This window comes from Epilithonimonas lactis (assembly GCF_900110605.1).
GTDB classification, from domain to species: domain Bacteria; phylum Bacteroidota; class Bacteroidia; order Flavobacteriales; family Weeksellaceae; genus Epilithonimonas; species Epilithonimonas lactis.
The window spans coordinates 1,043,070-1,068,871 of sequence record NZ_FOFI01000001.1; the positions used below are offsets into that span (position 1 = coordinate 1,043,070).

General features: G+C 37.9%; 28 protein-coding genes. 11 read left to right on the forward strand and 17 right to left on the reverse strand.

Annotated elements, in window-relative coordinates:
* Positions 1-35: 35 nt before the first annotated feature.
* Positions 36-1,871 (forward strand): hypothetical protein, encoded by a 1,836-nt coding sequence (locus tag BMW39_RS04900; RefSeq protein WP_034979550.1) that lies wholly within the window; start codon positions 36-38, stop codon positions 1,869-1,871.
* 65 nt (positions 1,872-1,936) lie between these two features.
* The gene (locus BMW39_RS04905; RefSeq protein WP_034979548.1) at positions 1,937-3,313 is read left to right on the forward strand and encodes a peptidylprolyl isomerase; all 1,377 of its coding nucleotides are present in this window, start codon (positions 1,937-1,939) and stop codon (positions 3,311-3,313) included.
* A gap of 68 nt (positions 3,314-3,381) precedes the next feature.
* On the opposite strand, the gene BMW39_RS04910 is transcribed toward BMW39_RS04905, so the two are convergent.
* Genes BMW39_RS04910 through BMW39_RS04930 form a run of 5 tightly spaced genes read right to left on the reverse strand, consistent with a single transcriptional unit; the run spans position 3,382 to position 6,254 of the window.
* Positions 3,382-3,723, reverse strand: a complete 342-nt coding sequence (locus tag BMW39_RS04910) for a hypothetical protein (RefSeq protein ID WP_034979546.1) — start codon at positions 3,721-3,723, stop codon at positions 3,382-3,384.
* Positions 3,724-3,758: 35 nt separating this feature from the next.
* On the reverse strand, positions 3,759-4,844 hold the full coding sequence (locus tag BMW39_RS04915) for an MBL fold metallo-hydrolase (RefSeq protein ID WP_034979543.1): 1,086 nt from the start codon (positions 4,842-4,844) through the stop codon (positions 3,759-3,761).
* Positions 4,845-4,847: 3 nt separating this feature from the next.
* Positions 4,848-5,201, reverse strand: a complete 354-nt coding sequence (locus BMW39_RS04920) for a DUF2116 family Zn-ribbon domain-containing protein (protein ID WP_034979540.1) — start codon at positions 5,199-5,201, stop codon at positions 4,848-4,850.
* Between the two features lie 49 nt (positions 5,202-5,250).
* Positions 5,251-5,778: a hypothetical protein gene (locus BMW39_RS04925; protein ID WP_131474374.1), complete on the reverse strand. Its 528-nt coding sequence runs from the start codon at positions 5,776-5,778 to the stop codon at positions 5,251-5,253.
* Between the two features lie 11 nt (positions 5,779-5,789).
* Positions 5,790-6,254: a hypothetical protein gene (locus BMW39_RS04930; RefSeq protein WP_034979535.1), complete on the reverse strand. Its 465-nt coding sequence runs from the start codon at positions 6,252-6,254 to the stop codon at positions 5,790-5,792.
* A 179-nt stretch (positions 6,255-6,433) separates the two neighbouring features.
* Here BMW39_RS04930 and BMW39_RS04935 point away from each other — a divergent pair, with 179 nt between their 5' ends.
* From BMW39_RS04935 to BMW39_RS04950, 4 genes are all read left to right on the forward strand, one after another.
* Positions 6,434-6,766 (forward strand): single-stranded DNA-binding protein, encoded by a 333-nt coding sequence (locus tag BMW39_RS04935; protein ID WP_034979532.1) that lies wholly within the window; start codon positions 6,434-6,436, stop codon positions 6,764-6,766.
* Between the two features lie 66 nt (positions 6,767-6,832).
* Positions 6,833-7,273, forward strand: a complete 441-nt coding sequence (locus BMW39_RS04940) for an HRDC domain-containing protein (protein WP_034979531.1) — start codon at positions 6,833-6,835, stop codon at positions 7,271-7,273.
* Positions 7,274-7,386: 113 nt separating this feature from the next.
* The gene (locus BMW39_RS04945; RefSeq protein WP_034979527.1) at positions 7,387-9,933 is read left to right on the forward strand and encodes a phosphoenolpyruvate carboxylase; all 2,547 of its coding nucleotides are present in this window, start codon (positions 7,387-7,389) and stop codon (positions 9,931-9,933) included.
* A gap of 35 nt (positions 9,934-9,968) precedes the next feature.
* Positions 9,969-10,415 (forward strand): SRPBCC domain-containing protein, encoded by a 447-nt coding sequence (locus BMW39_RS04950; protein ID WP_034979524.1) that lies wholly within the window; start codon positions 9,969-9,971, stop codon positions 10,413-10,415.
* Between the two features lie 38 nt (positions 10,416-10,453).
* On the opposite strand, the gene BMW39_RS19135 is transcribed toward BMW39_RS04950, so the two are convergent.
* On the reverse strand, positions 10,454-10,813 hold the full coding sequence (locus tag BMW39_RS19135) for a hypothetical protein (protein WP_175459326.1): 360 nt from the start codon (positions 10,811-10,813) through the stop codon (positions 10,454-10,456).
* A 327-nt stretch (positions 10,814-11,140) separates the two neighbouring features.
* Here BMW39_RS19135 and BMW39_RS04960 point away from each other — a divergent pair, with 327 nt between their 5' ends.
* Positions 11,141-11,386, forward strand: a complete 246-nt coding sequence (locus tag BMW39_RS04960) for a hypothetical protein (protein ID WP_051880093.1) — start codon at positions 11,141-11,143, stop codon at positions 11,384-11,386.
* 93 nt (positions 11,387-11,479) lie between these two features.
* Positions 11,480-12,124, forward strand: a complete 645-nt coding sequence (locus tag BMW39_RS04965) for a DnaJ domain-containing protein (RefSeq protein ID WP_034979518.1) — start codon at positions 11,480-11,482, stop codon at positions 12,122-12,124.
* 287 nt (positions 12,125-12,411) lie between these two features.
* Here BMW39_RS04965 and BMW39_RS04970 read toward each other — a convergent pair whose 3' ends face one another.
* The 7 genes from BMW39_RS04970 to BMW39_RS05000 all read right to left on the reverse strand — a co-directional run bounded on the left by BMW39_RS04970 (position 12,412) and on the right by BMW39_RS05000 (position 19,629).
* Complete coding sequence (locus tag BMW39_RS04970) at positions 12,412-13,074, reverse strand: GDSL-type esterase/lipase family protein (RefSeq protein WP_083391887.1); 663 nt, start codon at positions 13,072-13,074, stop codon at positions 12,412-12,414.
* An 86-nt stretch (positions 13,075-13,160) separates the two neighbouring features.
* A complete protein-coding gene (locus tag BMW39_RS04975; RefSeq protein ID WP_034979515.1) occupies positions 13,161-14,222 on the reverse strand; it encodes an endonuclease in 1,062 nt (353 codons plus the stop codon).
* A 197-nt stretch (positions 14,223-14,419) separates the two neighbouring features.
* Positions 14,420-15,496 (reverse strand): endonuclease, encoded by a 1,077-nt coding sequence (locus BMW39_RS04980; RefSeq protein WP_034979512.1) that lies wholly within the window; start codon positions 15,494-15,496, stop codon positions 14,420-14,422.
* A gap of 138 nt (positions 15,497-15,634) precedes the next feature.
* Positions 15,635-16,837 carry an ABC transporter permease gene (locus BMW39_RS04985; RefSeq protein ID WP_034979509.1) on the reverse strand — a complete coding sequence of 401 codons (1,203 nt, stop codon included), beginning with the start codon at positions 16,835-16,837 and terminating at the stop codon, positions 15,635-15,637.
* 12 nt (positions 16,838-16,849) lie between these two features.
* A complete protein-coding gene (gene rbfA, locus BMW39_RS04990) occupies positions 16,850-17,209 on the reverse strand; it encodes a 30S ribosome-binding factor RbfA (protein ID WP_034979506.1) in 360 nt (119 codons plus the stop codon).
* 298 nt (positions 17,210-17,507) lie between these two features.
* A complete protein-coding gene (locus tag BMW39_RS04995) occupies positions 17,508-18,662 on the reverse strand; it encodes an alpha/beta hydrolase-fold protein (protein ID WP_051880092.1) in 1,155 nt (384 codons plus the stop codon).
* Positions 18,652-19,629, reverse strand: a complete 978-nt coding sequence (locus tag BMW39_RS05000; RefSeq protein WP_034979504.1) for an alpha/beta hydrolase — start codon at positions 19,627-19,629, stop codon at positions 18,652-18,654. Before BMW39_RS05000 ends, BMW39_RS04995 begins: the two co-directional genes overlap by 11 nt.
* A 188-nt stretch (positions 19,630-19,817) precedes the next feature.
* Here BMW39_RS05000 and BMW39_RS05005 point away from each other — a divergent pair, with 188 nt between their 5' ends.
* Both BMW39_RS05005 and BMW39_RS05010 read left to right on the forward strand, forming a co-directional pair.
* Complete coding sequence (locus BMW39_RS05005) at positions 19,818-21,116, forward strand: aminopeptidase P family protein (RefSeq protein ID WP_034979501.1); 1,299 nt, start codon at positions 19,818-19,820, stop codon at positions 21,114-21,116.
* A gap of 298 nt (positions 21,117-21,414) precedes the next feature.
* A complete protein-coding gene (locus tag BMW39_RS05010; RefSeq protein WP_034979498.1) occupies positions 21,415-22,665 on the forward strand; it encodes a site-specific integrase in 1,251 nt (416 codons plus the stop codon).
* A gap of 107 nt (positions 22,666-22,772) precedes the next feature.
* On the opposite strand, the gene BMW39_RS05015 is transcribed toward BMW39_RS05010, so the two are convergent.
* The 4 genes from BMW39_RS05015 to BMW39_RS05035 form a co-directional block, all read right to left on the reverse strand.
* Positions 22,773-23,054, reverse strand: coding sequence for a helix-turn-helix domain-containing protein (locus BMW39_RS05015; protein WP_034979496.1), 282 nt, complete (start codon positions 23,052-23,054; stop codon positions 22,773-22,775).
* Positions 23,051-23,347 (reverse strand): helix-turn-helix domain-containing protein, encoded by a 297-nt coding sequence (locus tag BMW39_RS05020; RefSeq protein WP_031504736.1) that lies wholly within the window; start codon positions 23,345-23,347, stop codon positions 23,051-23,053. Before BMW39_RS05020 ends, BMW39_RS05015 begins: the two co-directional genes overlap by 4 nt.
* 100 nt (positions 23,348-23,447) lie before the next feature.
* Positions 23,448-23,813 carry a hypothetical protein gene (locus BMW39_RS05025; protein WP_051880091.1) on the reverse strand — a complete coding sequence of 122 codons (366 nt, stop codon included), beginning with the start codon at positions 23,811-23,813 and terminating at the stop codon, positions 23,448-23,450.
* Positions 23,814-24,322: 509 nt separating this feature from the next.
* Positions 24,323-24,817 carry a DUF3408 domain-containing protein gene (locus BMW39_RS05035; RefSeq protein ID WP_034979778.1) on the reverse strand — a complete coding sequence of 165 codons (495 nt, stop codon included), beginning with the start codon at positions 24,815-24,817 and terminating at the stop codon, positions 24,323-24,325.
* Between the two features lie 547 nt (positions 24,818-25,364).
* On the opposite strand from BMW39_RS05035, the gene mobA reads away from it, so the two are divergent.
* Positions 25,365-25,799 (forward strand): conjugal transfer protein MobA, encoded by a 435-nt coding sequence (gene mobA / locus BMW39_RS05040; RefSeq protein WP_031503805.1) that lies wholly within the window; start codon positions 25,365-25,367, stop codon positions 25,797-25,799.
* Positions 25,800-25,802 lie beyond the last annotated feature (3 nt).

The following is a 25,802-nucleotide window of genomic DNA, read 5'->3' on the forward strand; positions in this document are numbered from 1 at the left end:
ATTACCACTCAAAAGGTGGTTACAAAATATATCAAATGAAAAAGATCTTTTTTCCAGCTGTTTTGGCATTCGTGTCACAAATGGCTTTTTCTCAATATCTGATCGTTGGCAAAGACAGCATCTCTGTAAAAGACTACATGAAAGAGAACAAGTACGGACTAGAAACGGCCGGACCGGATAAGTCTGTCAATTCTACCGTAGAGTTCTTGCTGTTGCAACAGTTGGCAAAAGAGAAGAGAGCCGACACGATGAACTATTACACCAATGCTGTAAATCAGAGAATGTCTGAACTGAGAGAGCAGAAGTTCTATCCAAAAGCGATCGTTGATCCATTGCTTCAGGATTTTGTTAATTCTAACAAGACAGAAACTCAGATCTTGCTTTTCATCAAAGAAAAAAAAGCAGAAGATAAGACCGATTACAAAGCACTTTATGATCAGGTGAAAGCTGGGAAAATGACGATGGAGGATTTCTTGTCAAAAAATGGAAATCCAGAAGCTTCCAAGCCATTTTATGTGAAGCCGGGAATGTTGGATTATGACCTGTATCAACAAGTGAAAAGCTTACCAGCCAATTCGTACACCTCTTTCATCAATAAACCAAATGTCGTAGGTTTTGCAAAAGTGACCAACACAAGACCGAGTTTGGGATATTTGATCTTCGGTGTTTTGACCTTTCCAAATGATGCCAATTACGAAACGACAAAGGCAAAAATTTACAAGGAATTGGAATCTGGGAAAAAATTCCAAACTGTGGTGAAAGAATTTGGATCGACCGAGGAAGAGAGAAATTCTGGAGGCGCTGTGATGGGTTCTCCAATTTTACCAGATGAAGTTTACAATGCCTTCAAAGGGCAACCAAAGGATTTCTACACCAAGCAACCAATATTGTTCGGAGACAAATATTTTATTTTTAATATTTATAATATTGAGCCTTACACGCTTACAGATGCCAATACAAGATTTTTCCAGAAGGAAATGTTGGCAACAGGCTACGGTGAGGAGTTGACTTCGAAGCTTGTAGATTACTTGAAAACCAAAGAGAAGTTTACAGAAACACTAGATTTTGCAGACCTTAAAAAATCTTACCAAAGTTATATCAATCCAAAAAATCCTAAAGCCTTATTGTTCTCCTACGGAAAGAACAAAGTGACCTATGAGGATCTGAAAAAAGCGATTGACAGCCAGTACAAAAACCTGGAGCAGATCCCGACCAGTCAATGGGCGGATCTTTTAGATTATCAGGCTCAGCAATATATCGTGGGAGTTTACGCTAGGAATTTTGAAGATCTGCCAGAGGTAAAACCAGAAGTGGATGAGCTGAAGAAAAACCTTTATTCCGAATATATCTTTTCCGAATACTTGAAAAATGAGGTGAAGAATAATCCGAAACTTTCCACCGATTATTACAACGAGAACAAATCCAAATTTGTTTGGGAAAAGAGAGCAGAGTCCAGAGCTGCTGTGATCTCTGATCCAAAATTGGTAAAGGAAATCGAAAAAGAGATCAAAGACCCAAAAAAATGGGAAGCTTTGAAGACCAAATTCAAAAATCAGGTCAACGATAAGAATCAGGTCTTGGTGCATTTTGAAGAAGGAAAGATCCAGGAGTCGTCCGACATTTTCAAGAAAAATAATGTGCCTTTCAAGAAAGGAACGTTCACTACCAAAATTTCTGGACGAGACGTTGTAGTCGCTATAGATGAACTTTTCCCAGAACAGCAGATGACGCAGGCGGAAGCAGCGGAAGATATGACGGATGGCGTAACAGAGAAATTACTTCAGAAAACGATCGCCGAGCAACGAGCCAAAACAAAGATTGAAATTCAGCCAGCATTCATGGCAGAACTCAACAAAAATTTTAAGAAATAATTATAACAAAAAATGAAGCAGAATTGGTTGATAATCTTAATTTTGCAGCTTAATAAATAAAAATAATGTTAAAATACACGAAATGTCTTTTTTTATTGTCAGTGATCTTGTGTTTATTTAATACAAATCTATCGGCTCAAATAAAAAAAGGTCAGCTCATAGATGGGATTGCAGCCGTGATTGGTGATGAGATCGTTCTGGAGTCTGACATAGAGGATCAGGCGAACTATGCGAAACAGCAAGGCGCAAATGTAGGTGACAAATGTGATTTTATGGAAAGTATCCTGAACAACAAATTGCTGATCTTTGAAGCAAAAAAAGATACATTGATCGAGAACAGATCGGCGGCAATCAAGGAAATGGCTGGGACCAAATATACTCAGATCCTGTCCCAATTTCCAGATGAGAAAGCCATGTTGGCCGCGTACAAATTCCGTACGTCTTATGAGATGAAAACAGCGATCGAGAAGATCGACGCGGATAACTATTACGGTCAGGCAAAGTATGGACGTATTACGGAGAAAGCAGATGTGACGCCAAATGAGGTGACAGATTTTTATAATCAATTCAAATTCCAATTGCCGAATGTGAAGGATGAAGTTTTATTATCCAAAATCAGTATCTATCCAAAGATATCGGCAGCTCACAAAAAGGAAATCGTAGATAAGCTGAATAAAATCAAGCAAGACATCAAAGCCGGAGAAAGCTTTGAAAACCAAGCAAGGATCTACTCGGAAGACGAAGGTTCTGCTGCACTTGGTGGACTTTACAAGAACATCAATGTTGGACAAATGGTAAAACCATTCGAGGCTGCTGCACTTAATCTTCAGGAAGGTGAGATGTCCGATCCGGTAGAATCAGAATATGGATACCACTTGATCCAGCTGATCAAGAGAAACGGAAAAAAGTACGATGCGAGACATATCTTGATAAAGAGTACACCAAATGCCGACGAGATAACCGCCGGTAGAAAACAATTGGACAGTATCAGAACTTTGATCGTGGAAAACAAGATGACTTTCAAAGATGCCGCTTACAAATTCTCTGATGACAAAAGCAACAAGTTCTCTGCAGGGATCATGACCAACACTCAAGATGGTTCTGACAAATTGGAGAAACTTGGTTTGGATCCAACAGTTTCTTATCAGATCGCAGGTCTTAAGAAAAATGATGTAACTGAGCCTTTCCAACAGGAAGATCAGCAGAAGAGAAAAATGATCAGCATTATCCAGGTGAATGATGTCATAGATGCACACCAATTGGAACTGTCAACAGATTACGAAAGGATCAAAGAGATGGCGCTCAACAAAAAGAAGAATGAGATCGTTGAAAAATGGGTGAATACAAAGATCCCTTCTATCTTTATCTCTTTGGATAACAAATATAAGGATTGTAAATTCCACAGCAACTGGCTGAAAAGCAGTATTGTGACCACTAAATAATTTGGTGCTATAAAAAGAAAAAAGGATGAGTGTTTGCTCATCCTTTTTTTTGTTCAAAGTTTTTTAATCTATTCTTCTTTCTCCAAAATTTTATACTCGGATAATTGTCCGTCCCATTTTTCATTGTAGGTTGAAAATTCGATGGCAGTGATCTGTCCCACTGTAATGTCGATGACGTAGCTCAAGCCTTCCTTCAAGCCTTTGATGGCTATATTTTCACCATTGCTGAATAGAGCGTTTGTGTCATCAACTTCATTATTGAAATCTTCGTATAAAAGTTCAACATTCATCCCAGTGCCGGTCAGTTTTCTTTCGGAGACTTTCAAATGTGGTATATGCGGCGTAAACTGAGGATATTTATTGGTCAGACCTTCCAATAAGGTGTTTTCCAGTTCATTTAGTTCTTTCATGTCAAATTATTATTAGCTAAATATAAAATTTATATTTAAGACTTCCACCATTCCGTAAAACTTTGATTCTCATCTTCCAAATTCAGTTTGGAGCCAAGGATCGGAGTTGAGATTTTGAAGTTTTTCCCTCGGCTATTTTCGAAGACTTTTTCCAAAGGTTCGTTCCACGCATGTTGCGCCAAAGCAAATTTCCCGGAATGCACCGGCAACACATTTTTCACTTTAAGGTCTTCCGCAACCTGGATGAATTCCTCAGGCAAAGTATGGATGTAGCGCCACTTTTCGTTGTATTGTCCATTTTCCAAGATGGCCCAATCAAACGGACCGAATTTCTCTCCAATCTCTTTAAAATGAAAATCATATCCGCTGTCACCTCCAAGAAATATTTTCTTGCTCGGCGTTTCCAAAACGTAAGACGACCAAAGCGTATTGTTCCGTTTGAATCTTCGGCCAGAAAAATGTCTGGCTGGCGTGGAAGTGATTTTGAAGCCTTTAGACATCTCATCACTCTCGTACCAATCGAGTTCGATGATCTTCTCCTCGTCAAAGCCCCATTTTTCGAAATGTGAACCTACGCCCAATCCACAAATGACTTGATGGATCTTTGGTCTAAGGCTTTTTACTGTTTTAAAATCCAAATGGTCATAATGGTCATGAGAAATGATCAGGAAATCAATCTCCGGAAAATCTTCTGCCGAATAAATATCGGTTCCCACAAACGCTTTCGTCGTTCCAGGAATAGGCGATGCATTCCCACTGAAAACGGGATCCACCAAAAACCTTTTTCCATCGATTTGAAAATAATACGAAGAATGTCCCATCCAAACCAGAAAATTGTCGGTGATCGGTTGGTTTTTCAAGTCAATTTTTTCGGTGGGTAAAAATGCTTTTGGTTTTTTGTTCTCGGTTTTGTCGGTCAAGAATTCCCAGAGCACTTTGCGCATCGTAAAACCTTCTGCCAGCGATGGCGTGAAGCTCAGATTTTGAAAAGTTCCATTTTTGTAGTTAGGAGATTGCTTCATCCGGACCAATCTTTTGCCGGAAAATTCTCCTCCGAAAACTGGAAGATTGTAAAGATAAATTGCTAAAACAATTAGCACAATTGGAAAAATAAAAATCATAGTTTAGTCGGTCTTTTTTACAATTAAAACCCAATCGCCATCCAGGATCTTGTAACCCTGATCATAGACGAAAAAGTATTGAGAACCGTTTTTGTAGGTCACGATTTGAGTCATATAATCGAAATCAAAACCGGCGTTCTGTAGTTTAAGACGATTGATCTTTGTTTTTCCTTCAAAATTATTTTCGGAAAGGATGCGGTAATTTTTGCGAAGTCTGTTGTTCACATTCCGCATGTTGTTGGTCGAGTTTTTATTTTGCTTGTTGTTGAAGGCGTTGCGGCAGGCATCGGAACAGAATTTCTTATCGGATCTGCCGATGATCTTGTCGCCGCATTCTGGGCAGTTTTGGGTTTCCATTTTTGTGTTTTTTTGAAGACCTAATTTAGGAAATTAGCTTGTTTCTCTTTCATTTAAAATTCACTTTTTTCTTGATCAATTTCCTATTTTCATCACTCAAATCCTTTTCAAGATAGTAAATCTGATTGTTCTCTCGAAAGATCATTTTTTGTAAATTTTCATTAGTAATAGTTTCACAACCAGTGGGAATCAAAAAAGTATCGACGGTTTTTTTCCAGTTTCCATTGCTGAAAGAGTAGGTTGTCATCGCATAAGTGCAGCCATTCATCGGCGCTTGATAAATAGAAATGTCGTCTTTTCCATCGTTGTTCAGGTCGCCCTCGTTGATGAGGATTGTTTCGCAACAGCCTGCTTTTATCGGTTTTAATTTTTTATCAGAAAACCTAATCTTATACTCTGCGGGCGTTCCATCTTCGATCGGATTTCCTTTTGTCTCCTTAGTTTTGATGACAGTTGCAATTATTTTCTTTCCATTTCCTAAGAAAGTACCTTCGATTTTAGTTCCGATCTTTTTCTCTGTTGAAGTTTGTGCGAACGTGAAAACACCGAATGTCATTAAGGTCAATATTAATTTCATAAAGCCAGTTTTTAATTTTTATTAAGGACCAGACTGTCTCCAAATTTCGCCACTTCCAAAGTGATGATCTTAGGTTTAGCAAAATGTTCAACAGGCGCTTCGCAAGTTCCGGTATGTGCAATGTTCTCGATTTGAAATTCAACCTTTGAAGTTTCAACAAATTGGTACTTCCCATCGATCGCCGTGAAGCAGTCGTTGCCACATTCCCAACTGTTGTAACTTCGGAATTTGTTTTTATCTGTGAATTCTACTGCTGAGAAATTCCAGATCACTGCCGTATCGTTCTTCTTCGTTAAAATAAATTGCTTCTCATCAGTTTCAGATCCAATCAATTTCTCATTTTTTATTAGCCAAGTAGAATTGTTTAGATAATTGTCAAAATTCTTGCTGACCGCTTTCTCCTTTGCTTTCTCGCAGCTAATGACTGAGGATAAGGTGACTAAGGCACTAAATATGATGATGATATTATTTCTCATTCGTATGTTGCTTTAAATCAAATTTATAAAATCCTTTCCATTTACAAACGATTACAAACGGATATAAATACTTTTCTACCGATTCAGGGTTCTTTTTTGTTGAAAATTTGCAGCAAGGAAATCAGGAAAACAGACAACACGACCTGATTTCAAAAGTTTAATTTAAAAAATATAATGCTATGTCTTTAAGAAACAAAGTGACGTTGATCGGTCACACAGGAAAAGAAGTTGAAGTTTTCAATTTCGAAAATGGAAACAAAAAAGCAACAGTCACACTTGCAACCAATGATTTTTATATCAATGCAGCAGGTGAAAGAGTGGAGGACACGCAATGGCACAATCTGGTGGCCTTCGGTAAAACTGCCGATGTTCTGGAAAAATATGTCCCAAAAGGAAAAGAAATTGCCATCGAAGGAAAACTGACCTACCGTTCATACGACGATAAGGACGGAACCAAACGTTTTTTGACTGAGATCAGGATAGAAGAGATGGTTCTTTTAGGAAACAAATAATTGATATTTCAAATCCTTGGCAAGTACAACAGCTTGCCGAGGTTTTTTCATTTTAAAATTGATATCATGAAAGTCAAAATTTTAAAGGTCAGAATTTCTGACCAGTTTCAAAACATGGACGAAGCTGTTTTAAATGACTATCTGGAACGTTACGAGATCATCAATATTAATTCTCAATTGGTTCAGGACGAGATCAACTTCTGGTCTGTCTTTATCAATTATGAGGAAAAACAAGTAAAGCCAAAATCAAACAAAACGAATGCAAATCCCGAAGAGGAGCTTTCTGAAGAAGAAATGATCATCTATCAAAAATTGAAGAACTGGCGAGCAGAGAAGTCACGGGAATGGCAATTACCGCCCTACATTATTTTTCACAATACGCATCTGATAGCTATCGCAAAACACAAACCGAGTAATTTTGAAGACCTGGAAAATGTCAAAGGATTAGGAAGGTCCAAAATCGAAAAATTCGGAACAGAGATCATACAAGTTTTAGAAAATGCCTGATCTCTATTTCTGCGATTGCAGTAGTTGCAATTAATCGTGATTAGTATTGGATATTAAGATAAAAATAACATTTCCGAAGCTTGATTTTACAATTTATCTTTTATTTTTGTTAAATGCTAAACGATCAGAAAATTGAAAAATTCAGGCAGATTGTAGAAAATAAGTTTCAGATCTACAATTCACTCTTCATGAGTTTGCCCTATGATAAAATGACAAACATCGGGATGTTGCTCCCTTTTCTAGCGGAAGAAAGCAGAGAAGGTTATCAGCAAGGAAAATCTCCAGAAGAAATTGTGGAAGAGTTTTTCCAGAAACACACAGAACTGGAAACTGAGGACCAAAAGTTGGAACTCCTATTCAAGATCATCCAATACATAGAAAGACAAGTTGTTCTTTTTGACAGTATTGAAGATGCGGCTTTCCAGCAATTGCATTCCGAAACAGATTCTGGAACGGTGATGAATATGTACGACCGTGCCAATCAGGACCATCAGCTTGCAGCGATCAGAAAAAAGATGGACGATTTTGCGATCAAAATCGTGTTCACAGCGCATCCGACGCAGTTCTATCCAAATGCGGTTCAAAGAATTATCCACGATCTTCGTGATGCGATCATCAATGACTCGGTGACACAGATCGATACCTTACTTCAGCAATTAGGGAAAACACCTTTTGTGAACAAAGAAAGACCAACGCCTTTGGACGAAGCTTTGAGCATCATTTATTACTTAAGATACGTCTATTACCAAAGTATTGGTGAGCTTTACAGAAAGATAAAGCAAGTTTACGGAACATCGAATTATACACCAAATCCGGATATTATTCAGTTGGGATTCTGGCCAGGTGGTGACCGCGATGGAAATCCTTTCGTAACGGCTGATATAACCATGAAAGTGGCTGAGGAATTGAGAATATCAATCCTGAAAGATTACTACGGACATTTGAAGATCGTCCGAAGAAGATTGAGTTTCCGAGGCGTTTCTGATGTTTTGAAAAATGTGAGCAAAAGGATCTATGATTCGATCTTCCAGGAAGATGCAAGGATTTCTGCCACTGAAATTATCGCGGAACTGGACAAAGCTGAAAAGATCTTAAAAGAAGAGCACAACGGCCTTTTCTTCGATGTTCTGGATGATTTCAGAGATCGGGTGAAGATCTTCGGAACTCATTTTGCGACGTTGGATATTCGTCAGGACAGCAGAGTTCATCAAAATGTCATTGATGATATTTTCAAAAAGGTCATCAATGAAGACGTAGATTCTAAAACGAATGATGAGAAGATCGATCTGTTGCTGGGATCTGGCGCCATTCTGAATCCTCAGGATTTTGATGACGAAATGACCTGCGAAACTTTGAAAAGTGTTTATAATATCAAAACCATTCAGGAGAATAATGGCGAACGTGGGATGCACCGCTACATTATTTCAAACTCTGATGAGGTGAAGGATGTGATGAATGTCTATGTCATGATGAAGCTTTGCGGTTATGCTGAAGAAGACATTCACATCGATATTGTACCATTGTTCGAAACGATGGAAGGTTTGGATAAGTCTGAAAATGTGATGAAGACATTATATGATCATCCAGTTTATAAGAAGCACCTCGCAAGAAGAAACAACAAACAGATCATTATGCTTGGCTTCTCCGATGGAACCAAAGATGGTGGCTACCTGAAAGCAAACTGGCAGATCTACACATCAAAAGAAAAGCTGACCAAGATCTCTGAGGATAATGGTGTGAAAGTCGTGTTCTTTGACGGTAGAGGTGGACCGCCAGCAAGAGGTGGTGGAAAGACGCATGATTTCTACGCATCGCAAGGAAAAACCATTGCCAACAACCAAATCGAGTTGACCATCCAAGGACAAACCATTACCAGTGTTTTTGGAAATAAAGATCAGGCGAAATTCAACTTTGAACAGTTGCTGACGGCTGGGATCGAGAATGATGTTTTCAAAAGTACCAAGAAAGACCTTAATGATAAAGAACGTGCTTTGATCTCGGAATTAGCTGATATCAGTTACCAAAAATATTCTGATTTGAAAGCGCATCCAATGTTTGTGCCTTATCTACAGGAAATGAGTACTTTGGAATATTATGGAAGAACCAATATCGGAAGTCGACCAAGCAAAAGAGGCGCAGGTTCTGAGCTGAAATTTGAAGATCTGAGAGCGATTCCATTCGTTGGATCTTGGGCACAGTTGAAGCAGAATGTTCCTGGATTTTTTGGGTTCGGATTCGCTTTGAAAACCTTGATGGATGCTGGGAGATTTGATGAGATCAAAGAACTCTACAAAGGTTCGGATTTCTTCAAAACCTTGGTGCTGAACTCGATGATGAGTATGAACAAAACCTATTTCCCACTGACCTACTACATGAGAAACAATCCGAAGTTTGGGGAGTTCTGGAATATTTTGTTTGCAGAGTTTTCTCTTTCCAAGGAAATGATGTTGGAGCTGACAGGTTATAAAATATTGATGCAGGAAGAACCACTCAACAGAAAATCTGTGAAGATACGTGAGAAGATCGTGCTTCCGCTTTTGAGTATTCAGCAATATGCTTTGATCAAGATCCAGAAAGGTGAAGGTAACCGAGAAAGTTACGAGAAACTTGTAATGCGATCATTGTTTGGAAATATCAATGCGAGCAGAAACTCAGCTTAGAATAGAATATTTGTTGTCATTTTAATTTAAGGTCTATGGAAACCAAACTAACGGCAAAAGCTTCTATAGGAATTCAAAAACCTGTTTCAGAAATTTTTGAAGCAATCATTGATCCTGAGAAAATGCAGCATTATTTCATTTCCAAAGGTTCCGCAAGAATGGAAGTTGGAAAAGAAATCTTCTGGGAGTTTCCCGAGTTTGAAGGTTCTTATCCTTTAACCACAAAAGAAATAACCCCGAATGAAAAGATTGTTTTTGTCTGGGATCCAAAGTCTGTGGTCACGATAGAATTACAGAAACTTTCTGAAAATGATACTGTTGTAAAGGTGTCTGAAGTTGGTTACCAAAGTGATGAGAAAGGCATGAAATGGGCAATTGGCCAAACCGAAGGCTGGGCCAATTTCCTCGCTTGTATGAAAGCCTGGCTGGAACATGGAATCTATCTGCGGAAAGGTGCTTTCGATTTTATGAAAACGAATTAGATTAAAAGCTTTGCAATCGCAAAGCTTTTTTTATGATATTAATTTTTCAGATTTTTTCCTGCTATTGAAAAATCAAAAACTGCAGAAACAATATATAAACAAGGAATTAAAAATGAAAACGGACTTACTTTTCCAGAGAAATAATGGTAATCATCCACAAAATTATATAATAAAGGTAACACTATAATTATTGAAACTACACCAAGAATATAATTTAACGCAAGATATTTTTTCTTGTAAAATGAAAATAAATTAGAAACTGCAAAGATTTCTAATATGCAGAAAATAGCCATTAGTAAAATCAAGAATTTTCCTACAAGAAATCTAGTAGAATAATCTGCGATATTTTCATTGAAAAGTTGAACTTTTTTGAAGTAGTAATAGTATACATATATCAAAGTAATGATTAGAGTAATTGTTTTCAGTATTAAAAAAATAATGTAATTCTTAGTGAAAAAATTTTGCATCGTTGATAGGTTTAGTTTTTTTTAAAAGTACATAAAAATTTTAGTAACTATTCTAAATAATGCTGTGAAAAAATTACCTAAAAACCTTCCAACTCTGCGAAGCGCGCCCCGACCTGAGTGGAGCTCTTTTTTGTGGCTGGAAAAGCGATGGCAAAAAAAGCGGGAACGGAGGGCGGAAAAAGGCGCCCAAAAAATTATTTAAGGTAAACAAAGTCACATTGCGTCTTCCTAAATGTAAAACGTAAAATTTTAAATAAAATGAAAAAAGGAATTTTAGCGATCGCAGGTTTGGCCGCCATCGCCATCATCGCAAAAAAAGCACAGAAAAGAAAAGCATTCGTAAAAGGGATCTTTGACGAGTATGATGTGAAGGAAAGAACACCATTCGGACTCGCAGACCGTATCAGAACGATGAATGACGAGGAGTACAACTCGCTGAAAGAGAAAGTGAGAACGCAATTCGGAAGAGGTTGCTGCCAGCGCAGAACTGCGGAAGCAGAGTAATTTTTAAGAAATTAAATTAAATTGTTAGAAAAAACGGTAAGTTATGCTTTCCGTTTTTTGTTTTTGAACGGTCGAAATCGTTAAATTTGTTTTGTGAAGGACTATTATTACTTTCTCGGGATTCCTCAAAATGCTTCTGCGGAAGACATCAAAAAAGCCTATCGGAAATTGTCTTTGAAATATCATCCGGACAAAAATGAGAACGATGACTATTTCTCCGACCGTTTCAAGGAAGTGAGGGAAGCTTACGAAACGCTCACGGATCCTCAGAGAAAAAGGATCTACGACCAAAATCTTGGCAGCCAGCAAAGGAATGTCAAAAGCATTTTGCCTCCGAAGATCAAGAACTTTTCTGCCAGTAAGATCCGTGCTCAGAAAGATGAGGAGATCACGATCTATTGGAATACATATGATGCTAATCTTGTGAAAATCGTCCCTTTCGGATTGGAAAAACCGAATGGTGAACGAACCATTAGAATTAAGGAATTTGATTCCCAAGGCAAGTTTCAGATCTTACTTCACGCAACAAACACAATCCTTCACAAAACAATTGTTCAAGGCATCACCATTACAGAATTGGCAGAAAACGAATCCAATTCTGACCAAAAAGAATCATTGAGCAATCCATCCGAATCTTTCCCGAAAGGGCAAAAAAAAGAAACCAAATCTAAAAGACTGGTTTCCTTGATTATATTTTTAGCATTGGCTGCTATGATCATCTGGCTCATGTTTAACTGATCTTTTCGCGACCAGGACACTTTTTGCAGCGTTTTCCTTTTTTGAATTTCTTACAACAGGTCTTTTTTCCACAATACATGTCTTCTGTATTTCCAAATGCTGGTGCGAGAGGTGCAATTCTAAATGCGATAACTGGCTGATTCATATCTGCAAATATAAATTAATTTAGAATAAATACAAATAGAAAATGAAATTTTAACAAATGCTTCGAGAGCCTCAGCATGACATTCTAATTTGTCAGTCTGAGGCTCTCGAAGCATTTAAAATTATAGCTGAGGTCTCGAAAATTATTTCAAGTAAGGCGCCATTACTTTTGTCCAAAGTTGGTAGCCTTCCGGTTTCATATGTAACATATCTTCTAAGAAAATATCAGTTCTTACTTTTCCGTTTTCGTCGTTCATAACTTTTGTAATGTCGATGTAATCGGTTCTTTTTTTAGTTTTAAGGTAAGATTCGATCAGTTGATTCACTTCTGTTACGATTGGCCAGAATTGTTCTCGGCTTGGTGAATATTTGATGGAAACATAAGCTACCGGAACTTTAGGATATTTTGCTCTGATGGTTTCAAAGAATGTTTTGAATCTTCCGAAAACTTCTTCAGCAGTTGGATTGTCCATCGCAACGTCATTTTCACCACAATAGATGATAATTTGTTTCGGTTTGTAGGGATCCAGTAATTCATTAGAATAATTATTGAGGTCCAATAATCTTGATCCACCAAATGCTCTGTTAACAATTGTTTTTCCTGGGAAATAATCGCTGACGTCAGTCCATTTTGTGAAAGACGAACTGCCTACCAAGAGAATTGGTTTCTGCGGAATTCCGTTTTTCTGATCAAGTTGTTTGAATTCCTGGATCTCTTTCCAATACGGTTTGTCCTGACCGAAAAAGAGGAGAGAGTTGAGAATGAAGGCAAAGAATAAAAATTTGAATAATCGATTAGGTCTCATTATATAAAGATTTTTGAAACTTCAAGGTACAAAAAAACAGTTGCCAACGACAACTGTTTTCTGAGTTTTATAATTTATTAAGAATCTTAATCAACGATAAATTTCGTGTTCAATTCGCCAGTTTTAAGAATATAAATTCCTTTAGGCAAATTGTTTAGCGTGATCGTGTTTCCATTTTGGAAAGGATTTTCTATGGTTTGAACATTTTGTCCAACCATATTGTAGATCATTGCTTTTTTGAATTGTTTCAAATCTTTGTCTCCAGTCACAGCGATCACATTTCCTTTTACAGGATTTGGTGCAATGGTAAGATTTTTGGAGAAAGACGCGTCGTCTACTGCCAATACAGTTCCCCAAATCTTCGCAACGAATTCCGGGTGGTCCACATATGCATTTCTGTTACCTTGCAATTTAGCAACTGCGTTGTTTCTATCGATCTCCTTTTGAGAAACTGGATCTTGCTGATGCCATTTTACCAACATTGATCGGAAAGGCTCTGCAAAAACAGTAGTTTTGGTTCCGTCATACATATCGTAATTGAAACTTTGAATTTGATTTTCGTATCTCGTTGCAAAGTAAAAATAAATTCTTGCAATATCTCCTTTGAACTCATCGATAGGTTCAAAGACTGTTCCTCCATATCCATTTAGTTTGCTGTTTCCCAATTTAGAACCATTTTTGGAGGTCCAAGAGGCTGTGCCAACTTCACCGTAAGGCCAGTTGCTTCTTTTGCCGTTGACATATCCATCTGTTGCTAAAAGGTGGTGATAGTCATTGTGCATAGGTCGTGCGTCGCCAAAGGTTGATTTTGGAATAGTATGTTCTCTGTTGTAGCAAACGCCTTCACCATTGTAATTTCCACATTGATTGGTTACTATCGTGAAATTGTAAGGGTCTGCTCCTTTTGGATTTTCCGAATAGATGTCCAAAACAGAATTGTCTTTTTCATAATAATTGTCACGATCTGCAGTAGCAAATACTGCCCAATTGTATCCCAGGTCTTTATGCCCAGAGGCCTCAATTTGACTTAGTTTTGTTTTCAAAGCAGTACCAGAAAGGTTATCGGTTCCATCGTAGTGGCCAGTTGGAATTTGGGCCATTACCAAACCAGAGAATCCGATGAGGGATAAAAGAATAGATTTTTTCATTATCAAAAATTAATTAGGACGGCAAAGGTATTAAATATATTAAAATGCAAATGACAAAGTTTTTAACACCACAGCTTAAACATTGCGCGAATAAATATTATTTTCGAATTATGAATTATAAACAGAGTTTTATAATCGTAAATAAAAAAAAGACAGAAAATAATTCCTGTCTTTTAAGTATAATATCTTTATGTTAATTATTCTATAATGAACTTGGTGTTTAGTTCTCCTGTTTTTAAGATGTAAACGCCTTTAGGTAGATTGTTCAAAGTAATCGTATTTCCGCTTTGGAAAGGATTCTCGATGGTCTGAACATTTTGGCCAACCATATTGTAGATCATTGCCGTTTTGAATTTCTTCAGATCTTTATCTCCTGTCACGTGGATCACATTTCCTTTCACAGGATTTGGAGCAATGCTAAGGTTTTTAGAGAAATTGGCATCATCTACCGCTAATGGTGAGCTGCCCCAAATAGCAGTTGCCCATTCTGGATGGTCGATGAATGGATTTCTGTTCCTTTGATGCGCATAGGCACCGTTGTTTCTCACAATTTCTCTTTCAGAAACTGGATCTTGCTGATGCCAAAGCAGAAGAAGGTTTAGCTCCCAAGTTTGTAATCCTTGGCTGGCGTTGCTTGTATTAAGGATATTGCCGCTGGAGAAAGAAGACAATCTTGATTGGTATCTTGTTACGAAATACAAAAGACATCTGGCAATATCACCTTTGAACTCATTGATAGGTTCGAAAACAGTACCAGAATAACTTCCAACTGTATTGTTTCCAACTTTAGATCCATTCTTGGACGTCCAAGTTGGATTGGTCACTTTTCCAAAAGGATAGTTGCTTCTCATCCCATTCACTTTTCCATCCGTCGGTAAAATATGAAGGATGTCAGAAACCATTGGACTCGCCTCGTTGAATAAACTTTGTGGAACTGTGTGCTCTCTGTTGTAGCAATCTCCTTCCACAGAGTAATTTCCACATTTTTTCACACCGTGTTGATAGTTGTAAGGATCGGCTCCAGCTGGATTTTCAGAATAGATGTCCAAAACAGAACCATCGTTTTCATAAAATTTGTCAGTATCCGTCGATGGATACGCTGTATAAAGCGCATCATAACTTTTGGTTTGATAACCAGCGCTGATGATCTCGCTAAGTTTTGTCTTCAAATCAGGACCAGTGAGTCCGGTCGCTGTGCTGTAGTAGCCTGTTGGTTCCTGAGCATTCATTAGCCCAAAAAATCCAACAAATAAAATTAGGATAGATTTTTTCATTTCAAAAAATTAGGGCGTAAAGTTAAGATTTTATTCGTTCGGATGATCAGCCAATAACTTTTTAAGCAAAATTTAAGGAGATCTAAAATTTTGTTAATAAAATCGTTGCAAAGTAATTCAGAAATCAGGATTGATTCGCTACTTCTCAATCAAATATCGTTTGTTGACCTTCGAAAATAAAAGAGAAATAATGATCCCGAAAAACAAAGCAACCGCTGAAACCACAATGTAATTGAACAGCTCGATCCTCACTGGGAAAGCCAGATTTTCGCTTGCTTTGAAGAAACCTGTCTGGATCTGTGTGAAACAAATCGCGGAGCCGATCAGCAATCCACAAACAACACCGAAGAAGACGATCAGTAATCCTGTGAAGAAATAGGTCAACCGCAGATCTGTCTTATTGAATCCCAAAGCGATCAATGCCTTTGCCTGCTCTTTCTTATCAAGCTGAAGGATTGTGATCGCGCCAGCCAAGTTGAACGTCGTAATGAATATCACCAATCCGAAGATCAAATAGATCATCAGTTTTTCGGTGTTGATCATTTTCCAAAACGCCGCATTCTCCTCAGATTTTGTATTGACGACAATCTTATCACCAAATGCTTTCACGAGGTCGGCCTTTACCAATTCCGGATTGATAGATTTTTTCAGTTTGATGACAATCTGATAACAAGCCGACTTTGGAAGTCCAAGAAGTTCCTGAGCAAGTTCGATGGGTGCTATGATGTAGTTGTCAAGTTGTTCGTTTCCAGGGAAAATCCCGCTGACATAGATGTCTTTTTTGTTGAAGATGTCATCCTCTTGTTGGATGATGCCTTTCCCAGGTTTCGGCATTAGTATCGTTGCAAAATCCTGGCTGGAGTTCACAGGAAGCGAAAGTCTGTTGTCCAGACCATTTTCCATTATGACTTCATTGTTATATTTGAAGTCCGGATATTTACCGTAAAAAATACTTTCATTGATAGGATTCACGTGGATGTAAGCAGAATCCACACCTCTCAGGTAAGCAATTTCGCCATTGTCCTTATAGCCTAGATAAACTTTTTCCTCGATCACTTTGGAGAAATTGGCAACATCAGAATTACTTCTGAGTGATCTTTCCAATTTGTCGATGTCAGGAAGGACTTTTCCCGATTTGCTTTTTATAGTGAGGTCTGCGTGCAGATTGGCGATCATATCCTTATTCAGTTCCTCCAAACCAGAAAAAACCGAGATGATGATGAACATCGCAGCCACTGCAGCCACCATAGCAAATGCCGCGAGCCACGTGATAAACGTGACCGCTGTGCTTCCTTTTTTAGAAATAAGGTAGCGCGATGCTATGTAAAAAGCATTTTTCAATCGTGTGAAAAATTAAAGAATTGGATTATCACCTTCGCCTTTCAACTCTTTTTCGATGCGCTCCACATCATCAAGACTTGTATCGATGTAGAATGCCAATTGCGGAATGATGCGCACTTGCTTGGCCATCTTTTGTCCGATGTAATTCCTGTAGTAAGCGTTGTTCGTATTGATCTCCTTCATGATTGGCTGTCTCAATTCTGCGGGGAAAATGCTGAGGTATATTTTTGCGATGCTGAGATCGGCTGTCACTTTCACGTCAGAAACCGAAACCAAAAAACTCTGTTTGCTTTCTGATGCCTGCTTGCGGAAGATCTCCGCCATATCTTCCTGAATGATCTGTGCTACTTTGCGTTGTCTGTTACTTTCCATAAATGCTGCAAATTTAGTGTTTTTGTTTGGATTTTTGGGAAGCAATTTTGGCGTTGCAAGTAAGCATTCAAGATTGATATTTATTAGGGCAGCTTTATCCGCCTTCCGTTCCCGCTTTTTTTGTCATTGCGAAGAAAGCGAAGCCAGAGTTGAACCATTCAGCCATCGCAATGACAAAAAAGAGCTCCACTCAAGTCGGGCTGCAGATTCTACACAAAACACGATTTGGTTTTTAAGATGGAATTTTGTCATTCCAAAGCAAACGTGAAATTACATTAGACTTATAATTAATGATTATTTACTTCAACAACCAGATCAAACTAGCTTTTAACTCTCGTTTCCAATAGCTCTCAGAATGTGTTCCGTCGTCATCTATTTTCACCATGATATTCTTAGCCGGAACAGATTTCTTTAATAATAATTTTTCAACATTTTCGATTTCGGGTGCCATCGTCTCATCTTCGTTTTTTCCGGCCACAAAATAGAATTTGGAGTTCTTGAGATTGTTTTTATTGATGTTCAAATATTTCTTCAAATTTTCAGAAACAAACCAAAACGCCGGACTGAAAATCCCAGCTTTCCCAAAAACAGTCGGATATTTTGCAGAAGCATAAAGCGAGATTAAGCCGCCCATAGAGCTTCCCATGATCAAAGTTTTGGAAGCTTGTTTCTCGGTTCTATAAGTTTTGTCTATGTAAGGTTTTAAAGTCTTTACTAGGAAATCAACATAAAGGTCACCTTCGCCTATGGTCTTATATTTCACATTAGTCCAAGGCGAATATTCGGACAATCGCTTGTCGCCGCCATTGTCAATTCCGATGATGATGGCAGACTTTCCGGTTTCCTCAAAGATTTGATTCAATGTTTCATCTACGCTCCATTCTCCAGAAAAACTCGTGAAGTCATCAAAAAGATTTTGGCCGTCGTGCATGTAGATCACAGGATATTTTGCTTTCGAAGTTTCGTAATCTGGTGGGAGATAGATCCAGATCTTCCTCGTCGTTTTAAGTTGTGGAATTGTGAAGTTCTCACTTAGGATCTTTACGTTAGAAGTGGTCGTATGTTTTTTCTCGTTCGGGGAACTCCAGCCAGAAATCTTTAATTCTACTGTTTGTTGCTCATCAGGATTTTCTAAAACTCGATTTGGTATCGCAATTCCATTTTCGCCGGATTCCGCATTGTCCCAACTTCCTTTCGTGATTTTGTATTCTATCTTTCCAGCTTGATCAGGAATAGTCAAAATGTAAAAGCCTTCTTGGTTTTTCTTGAACTCAAATTGATGATCATCTGGTTTCCAATTATTAATATTAGAAGCCATAAAGATTTTGTCTTTATCAGAACCGGAAGTAGGGATCTGAGTGATCTTGAACGTGATCTGGGCGCTGGTCATCGCAAAGATCAATATCGCGATGATTGAAGATGATGTTTTAAAAACAGAAAATTTAGTTTTCATATTTTGTGTGAGATTTGATAAAATCCACCGTCTTCCGCGAGACATCCCGAGCTTCCTTCAATCCAATGTTTCCAAAGTTATGTTTTGCATTGTCTATGGTGTAGAATTGATATGGCACCTTGTAGCTTTTCAATGCTTCCTCCAATTCTTGAGATTGTGTTATGCTGACCGCCGTGTCTTCCGTTCCATGAAAGATCAGCGTCGGAACCGTTGACTTTGAAATGTATGTGATAGGAGAATATTCTGTGGATTTCTTAATTACTTTTTCTTTTTGATCAGCGATATTAAAACCAGTCAATTTGATGATCTTTTCGTTTCTGATCTTTAATCGTTCTGGCGAATATAGCTTAAAAAAATTAAGAGAAAGACTATTTGCATCTGTTTTGAAAAGCTTATTGAGATCCGTCGGACCATAAAAGTCTACCACATATTTTAGACCAGTCGGTTCCTTTTCGTTTTTGTCTTGGTTATAAGTGCTTACGAGTGCAATGTGTGCCCCTGCAGAACCTCCCCAAATTCCCATATTGCTGAAATCAAGATTATATTTTTCCGAATTTTCCTTGATCCATTTTTTCACATCTTTGATGTCTTGAAGTGGTTGGTCAAGGTGTGTTTTTTGATCAAGCAGCGTATAATTGATGCTGATGATCGTATAGCCATTGTTCAGCAATTCTTCAAGGATATATGCTCGGAAGTTTTTTCGGATCATGGTTTTGTCGCCCTTGTCCCATGCGCCGCCATGCACGTAGATCACGACAGGTGATTTTGTTTGCTGAGTCTTTTTTGGCTGATAGATATCCAGCCGAAGTCCACTTTCATTATAGATGATGTCGCTGTGAAAATTGAATTCCAGATTCGGTTCAGGCAAAGATATGTCACCTTTTATCTTCTTTGTGCTTATCTGATAGCTCAGTATACTAAGGATGATAAGCGAAAAAACGAGTATGGGCTTGTAGGTAATTCTCATTCAAAGCGTGTATTATCAAATATATAAAAATAAAACTTTATCATTGAATTATATTTTTATGAAAAATTTAAGTATGAGATTTGGGTTTCATCTTTAAAGGTTTTGTAAATTTGGGACGCTTATAATATGGTTTTGAAAATCATCTTTCATAATGAGATTGTAAGTTTAATACCTAATACTTATTTTAAATGACTACAAAATACGAACAGATCCCAAGTTCATTATTCGTAAAAAACAGAAAGAAATTTGCTGAATCATTATTGCCAAAATCTTTAGCTGTTTTCAACTCCAACGACATCTATCCGATCAGTGCCGATTCTACAATGCCTTTTCAGCAGCACCGCGATATTTTTTATCTGAGTGGTGTGGATCAGGAAGAAAGTATTTTGGTGATCTTCCCGGATGCTTATCTGGAGGAGAATCGTGAGATTTTGTTCCTTAGAGAGACCAACGAGCATATCGCTGTTTGGGAAGGTGAGAAATTGGATAAAGATCAAGCTTTTGAAACCTCGGGAATCAAAACGGTCTATTGGCTGAGCGATTTTGATAAGGTCTTCAAAACGTTGATGTACGAGGCTGAGAATGTTTATCTTAATAAAAATGAACATTACAGAAGTTCTGTAGAGACCGAGATTCGTGAAGATCGTTTTATCAAAAAAGTAAAAGCTGATTTTCCGATGCACAATTACAAAAGAAGCAATCCGATCCTTCAGCGATTGAGAAGCATCAAGGAACCGGAAGAATTAGCATTGATCCAAAATGCTTGTAATATTACTGAAAAAGGAATCAGAAGACTGCTAAGTTTCATCAAACCAAATGTTTGGGAATACGAAATTGAAGCAGAATTGATCCACGAATTTGTAAGAAACAGAAGTAAAGGATTTGCCTACACGCCAATCATCGCCAGCGGAAACAATGCAAATGTCCTTCACTACATTGCAAACAACATGCAGTGCAAAGATGGTGACGTGATCCTTTTGGATGTTGGTGCAGAATATGGAAATTACTCCAGTGATCTGACCAGAACGATTCCAGTGAATGGAAGATATTCTGACCGACAAAAAGAAGTTTACAATTCTGTTCTAAGATGTAAGGTTGAAGCAGAACAGCGTTTGGTTGCAGGAAATAACTGGTACCGATTCCACAAAGAAATGGGCGAAGTTTACACGGCGGAATTATTGCAATTAGGTCTGATCGACAAAGCCGATGTTCAAAATGAAGATCCAAAATGGCCGGCTTACAAAAAGTTTATGATGCATGGAACCTCTCACCACATGGGATTGGACACGCACGATTACGGCATCTTGACCGATGATTTTGTAGAAAATATGGTTTTCACAAACGAACCAGGATTTTACATTCCGGCAGAAGGTTTCGGTGTGAGAATCGAAGATGATTATGTGATCCAAGCGTCTGGAACGCCTTTCAACTTGATGGCAAATATTCCGATCACCGTTGAGGAAATCGAAGATTTGATGAATTCTTAAGCGAAAAATTAGAAAGTAGGAAAAATCAACTTTAAAATAAAGTTTCAGTAAAAATACATCAAAGATTAATAACAGGCAAAACGGTTGTAAATAAAGACTTTACAGCCGTTTTATGATTTTTTGGTAATGAGGTAAAAAGCAGTAAAAAGCGAGGTTTGGCAAAAGTAAGGTTACTAAAACGTTACTTTTAAATATTAGAAACAATCGTTTAAAAATACTGTATTTCAGCTTTCTGCATAGTTTTTCATATTGTTCCGTAGCTCACATAGGTTTAATTTTATCTTTAAGAATTGTGAGTATGGAAACGACAAAAAAATCAACATTTAAGGTATTGTTCTACCTTAAAAAGAACGCCCCAAAGAAAAACGGAAAAGTCACGGTTATGTGCAGGATTACCGTAAACGGCAAACAGTCTGCATTCAGTACAAAGCTGGATATTTCCGCAACAAATTGGGATTTGAAGTACGGCAGGGTTTTAGGTAAAAGCCGAGAAGCACAAGACACAAACAGGAAACTTGACAAAATTCGTTCGGGTATTGAGGAATGCTATTCCAAAATTCTGAAGAATGAGGGGGCTGTAAACAGTGCTAAACTTAAAAATGCCGTTCTTGGGATGGAAAGCGGAGAACTGACCTTTTTCAAATTCTATGAACAGTTCCTATCCGACTATGAGAAAAAGGTTAATAGTGGACTTCGGGTAAATGGCACACGCAGTAAATACAAAATACTTTTGAAACATCTTCGAAATTTTGCACTTACAAAATACGGCTATTCCGATGTGTCCTTTAACGACCTTACACCTGATTTTGTGCAGGACTTTGATTACTACCTGCGTGACGACCAAAGTTTAACACACAACACCATTTGGCTGTATATGATTGGATTTACTACGCTTTGCCGATTGGCAATGAGCAGAAAGCATCTTGCTTTTAATCCGTTCAGCGAATACAAGAATACCAAAAAAGATAAAGACCGTGGTTATCTATTGCGTAATGAATTGGAACAGCTCGTAACGTTCAACTGCGATAAAAAGAAAGACGAATTAGTTAAAGACCTGTTTGTTTTCAGTTGCTTTACAGGTCTTTCCTATTCAGATATGAAAGGACTTAAAAATAGCAATATCCAAGATTTTTTTGACGGTAACAGGTGGATTATTGTGCGAAGAAAGAAAACAGCTACATCATCAAACGTAATGCTCTTAGATATTCCAAAAATGATTATTGAGAAATATGCAGGGTTCTCAAAGGACGGAAAGGTATTTCCTGTACCATCAAATACAGTTTGTAATGACAGCCTAAAGCGAATATCCCAACAAATCGACTGCCTTAAAGAGAAGAAAGTAACTTTTCATTTGGCACGTCATACGTTTGCCACCCTGTTTTTGAGCGAGGGTGTTCCGCTTGAAAGTTTGAGCAAAATGTTAGGACATAAAAACATTGCCACAACACAGATTTATGCCAAGATACTTAACGAGAAAGTAGGAAAGGATATGCAAAAGGTATCGCATAAGTTTAAAAGTATGGAGGAGTCCTTTGTTTCAAGCCTATAATATTATTTCACAATTCTTTAAAACAACACAGCCCACCGCTTTAAGCAGTGGGCTGTTTCTTTAATTGACCGATACGGATTACAGATTCAAAGCATTCATTTAATGAGCTAACGCTGATAGTTATCTTCCAATACCTTGATAATATCGCTTTCACGGAAAAGGATTTTTCGTTCGAGCTTGATAAAAGGTATCAGTCCGTCATCCCTGTACTGTTGCAATGTCCGTTTGCTGATGTGTAACATCTCGCAAACCTGTTCGCCTGACAGATAGATTTCCCCTTTTAGTAATGGGTGGAAATATTCTCTGATATACAACAGTTCATTTTTGATGCCTACCACAGCTTCGAGCAAGGCAAGCATATCTTCGTTTGAATTTCCAATCTGTTTCATTTCTTTTGCTTTTTTAATGGTCGCTCTCCCTGCATAAGTAACTCCACTTCGGATAATCTGAAATACGTTTTCCGATTAATTTGCGTTGCTCCAAGAATGCCTTTTGCCCTATACGTCTGCAACGTTCTTTTGCTGATGTTGAGCAATTGGCAGGCTTCCTGTTGGTCGAGCCATTTAGTTGCCTGTTGCAGTGCTTTGTAGGGTGTAGTCATTTCCGCTATCAAATTGGAAACTTCCTTAACTTCCCTATGCAGTGCTTTTAAAATCTGAATGTCTAAAACTGTTATTTCCATATCTGCATCATTTAAACCTCTAAAATAAAAGCTATTCACATAGGTCATTTTAATGTTGCATCCGATGGCGGTATTTGGCGTACAGTTGCTAAATACTAGGCTATAATCCTAACTTTGGTTTATTACTTTTAGGACGAGACTGTTGCGTTATGATTGTATTGTCCTTTTTTAAAGCAGGCTTTTTATTGGTCTGTATAGCCTGATTTTTTTCTTCATTTTTGAAGTCCGAACGGATAAGCGTTTTTGTCGCACCTATTATGCTTTCAGGTTCGGAAGTCTGCTTTTGTTGTTCAGTACGTTTTCCCCCGAATAGTTTGTTCCAATCTATTAAGCCTTTTGCTTCCCTGAACTGACGTTTTAAATTAGCGATGAAATTGGAAATCGGGTCGCTCTGCTTATCAACCTGTATCAAAGGAGTATGTTCTTTCTCTTTCTGCTCTTTGTCAGGTATTACTTTTTGTGCCATAGGTTCAAAATTTGCACCCAATATAGAACACAAGGGAATGTATTGTTTTCATTTGGCATTATGTGGCAATATTTGGCTTATGTTGGCACAACATGAATAGAAAGTAATCCTCAAAACACTTTAAATTTTCCTCGCAAAGCCCTCACAGATTTAAAGAGTTTTGTAAGGATAAAGGAAAGCATACAAAAAACACCCTATCCTTAGCCCTTACGTGTTTTTTGTACCCTTTCTTTGATTGGAATTGATTAAAAAAAGAATAAAAAAGAGAGCAAAGATAAGGTGGACAGCTACCGCACCACCCAACCAAAAGACTACGGCATAATGGCAGGGCAAATATGGTGGCTTCGCCGAGTTTGTTGTGTGCCCTGCCACCCTTCGGGACTTATTCCGTTTCCTTTTGGTTTTTCCGCCTGTCCCCCCTTGTTAAAATGGCTTTCTTTTTTTTCTGTTTTTTTCTTTTGGAAAATAATTTTAAGAGGTAGAAACGTACCACCCACCACGTATGGTTATCAAAACAATGGTTTGTGTTTCTCGTTATAGATTTCCCAAATCAATTCCCCGAACTCCTGAAAGTGGTATTCGATAATGTTGTCCAGATACGCATAAATCGTCAGTTTGTCGATGCCCATAATATTTGTAAGCCTGTTAAATGTTTCGTGGTGTTCCTGCCGTACATACACTGATTTCCCCCTGCTTGCCGTTGTCGTGGGAATTTTGAAGAACCGTCCGCAGTAGTCCTCTTTGGTCAGCTTCTTTGGCTTGTAAATCATCCTTCTTGTATTACTCGCAGGTGTTTTTGTGTTTTCCGTTTCAGTTTCCGAAGGTTCTTCGCCTGCCATTACACGCATAATAGCTTCTTCATCTACTTTGGGTTTAACAAAATCTTCCCGATGTGTTACTGCCTGTTGTTCCGTGAAAGATTGTTTATTTTCATCAGTTATGAAATTTTCAATAGAGAAATCCTCTTTTTCGGGTTGCTGATTTTTGTTTTCTTCGTGTATCATATCTATCATTTTTAATATTATATCCAATTAGCTGTTTGGTTAACTAAGCAATCAGCTGTATATACTGTTGTATCTATGTAACTACCTATCTACCTAAGCACCTGCAGACCCTTAATTGGTTAGTTCATTAACTCAAAAATCTGTAATTCGTCTGCATTCAATCACGCAGATTTGCTGTCGGGATTTATGCTGTTTAGTTACTTCATTATGGATATAACCAATCAGCTAGCTAGCCATATACAAAGGAAATAAAAGCAGTCCCAATCTGCTTTAAGGTGGTATTCAGTGGCATCATTTGGCGTTCATTGTCATTGTTGTAAATAGCTGTTATTCAAATAGTCTTACCGAAATTTGTAATGGAAGCTATGGGTTTTCCCTGCTAACTACAATCCGTTTGCAAAACGGATTTTTCTGAACCCTTGTTCAGAGCAAGTTATCTCTTGAGGTCCTCGAAATGAATTTCGGCACCTCAAAAGCACTTGCCCTTGCAGGGGGCTGGAAACGGCTCCGAAGTCGCACGTTTATTAAAAATTAAAAATGGATTATTATGGAAGAGAAAAACAGAAAAAAGATTAGAAAAACAGGAAGGAAACCAAAGAACGACCCTGCGGTCAATCGGTATTCCATTAACCTAAATGCAGAAGATAATGCAAAGTTTCTTGCACTTTTTGACCAATCAGAAATGAAAGTAATCGCCCATTTTATTACAGCTTGTATCTTTCAGAAGACGGTAAAGACAGTAAAAATTGATATGGATGCAATAGATTATCACGAAAAACTGACCCGATTTTTTAGTCAGTTTCGATCGATCGGAACAAATTATAATCAGATTGTGAAGATATTGTATCGCAATTTTTCAGAGAAAAAAGCAGGAACGTACCTTTTTAAATTGGAAAAAGAAACCATAGAATTGGTAAAAGTCACTAAGGAAGTCATCCGTTTGACACAGGAATTTGAAGCAAATTATCTGAAAAAAGAATAAAAA

Bases quoted from the DNA above. Each gene is read 5' to 3' on its own strand.
- BMW39_RS04900 (WP_034979550.1), top strand. From the start codon at position 36: ATGAAAAAGATCTTTTTTCCAGCTGTTTTGGCATTCGTGTCACAAATG.
- BMW39_RS05025 (WP_051880091.1), bottom strand. From the start codon at position 23,813: ATGGCACAAAAAGTAATACCTGACAAAGAGCAGAAAGAGAAAGAACAT.
- BMW39_RS04940 (WP_034979531.1), top strand. From the start codon at position 6,833: ATGAAAGTCAAAATTTTAAAGGTCAGAATTTCTGACCAGTTTCAAAAC.
- BMW39_RS05005 (WP_034979501.1), top strand. From the start codon at position 19,818: ATGACTACAAAATACGAACAGATCCCAAGTTCATTATTCGTAAAAAAC.
- BMW39_RS04975 (WP_034979515.1), bottom strand. From the start codon at position 14,222: ATGAAAAAATCTATTCTTTTATCCCTCATCGGATTCTCTGGTTTGGTA.
- BMW39_RS04930 (WP_034979535.1), bottom strand. From the start codon at position 6,254: ATGAGAAATAATATCATCATCATATTTAGTGCCTTAGTCACCTTATCC.
- BMW39_RS04980 (WP_034979512.1), bottom strand. From the start codon at position 15,496: ATGAAAAAATCTATCCTAATTTTATTTGTTGGATTTTTTGGGCTAATG.
- BMW39_RS04995 (WP_051880092.1), bottom strand. From the start codon at position 18,662: ATGAAAACTAAATTTTCTGTTTTTAAAACATCATCTTCAATCATCGCG.
- BMW39_RS05000 (WP_034979504.1), bottom strand. From the start codon at position 19,629: ATGAGAATTACCTACAAGCCCATACTCGTTTTTTCGCTTATCATCCTT.
- BMW39_RS04945 (WP_034979527.1), top strand. From the start codon at position 7,387: ATGCTAAACGATCAGAAAATTGAAAAATTCAGGCAGATTGTAGAAAAT.
- BMW39_RS04950 (WP_034979524.1), top strand. From the start codon at position 9,969: ATGGAAACCAAACTAACGGCAAAAGCTTCTATAGGAATTCAAAAACCT.
- BMW39_RS05015 (WP_034979496.1), bottom strand. From the start codon at position 23,054: ATGAAACAGATTGGAAATTCAAACGAAGATATGCTTGCCTTGCTCGAA.
- BMW39_RS04910 (WP_034979546.1), bottom strand. From the start codon at position 3,723: ATGAAAGAACTAAATGAACTGGAAAACACCTTATTGGAAGGTCTGACC.
- mobA (WP_031503805.1), top strand. From the start codon at position 25,365: ATGGAAGAGAAAAACAGAAAAAAGATTAGAAAAACAGGAAGGAAACCA.
- rbfA (WP_034979506.1), bottom strand. From the start codon at position 17,209: ATGGAAAGTAACAGACAACGCAAAGTAGCACAGATCATTCAGGAAGAT.
- BMW39_RS05035 (WP_034979778.1), bottom strand. From the start codon at position 24,817: ATGATACACGAAGAAAACAAAAATCAGCAACCCGAAAAAGAGGATTTC.
- BMW39_RS04960 (WP_051880093.1), top strand. From the start codon at position 11,141: ATGAAAAAAGGAATTTTAGCGATCGCAGGTTTGGCCGCCATCGCCATC.
- BMW39_RS04925 (WP_131474374.1), bottom strand. From the start codon at position 5,778: ATGAAATTAATATTGACCTTAATGACATTCGGTGTTTTCACGTTCGCA.
- BMW39_RS04915 (WP_034979543.1), bottom strand. From the start codon at position 4,844: ATGATTTTTATTTTTCCAATTGTGCTAATTGTTTTAGCAATTTATCTT.
- BMW39_RS04920 (WP_034979540.1), bottom strand. From the start codon at position 5,201: ATGGAAACCCAAAACTGCCCAGAATGCGGCGACAAGATCATCGGCAGA.
- BMW39_RS04935 (WP_034979532.1), top strand. From the start codon at position 6,434: ATGTCTTTAAGAAACAAAGTGACGTTGATCGGTCACACAGGAAAAGAA.
- BMW39_RS04905 (WP_034979548.1), top strand. From the start codon at position 1,937: ATGTTAAAATACACGAAATGTCTTTTTTTATTGTCAGTGATCTTGTGT.
- BMW39_RS05020 (WP_031504736.1), bottom strand. From the start codon at position 23,347: ATGGAAATAACAGTTTTAGACATTCAGATTTTAAAAGCACTGCATAGG.
- BMW39_RS05010 (WP_034979498.1), top strand. From the start codon at position 21,415: ATGGAAACGACAAAAAAATCAACATTTAAGGTATTGTTCTACCTTAAA.
- BMW39_RS04970 (WP_083391887.1), bottom strand. From the start codon at position 13,074: ATGAGACCTAATCGATTATTCAAATTTTTATTCTTTGCCTTCATTCTC.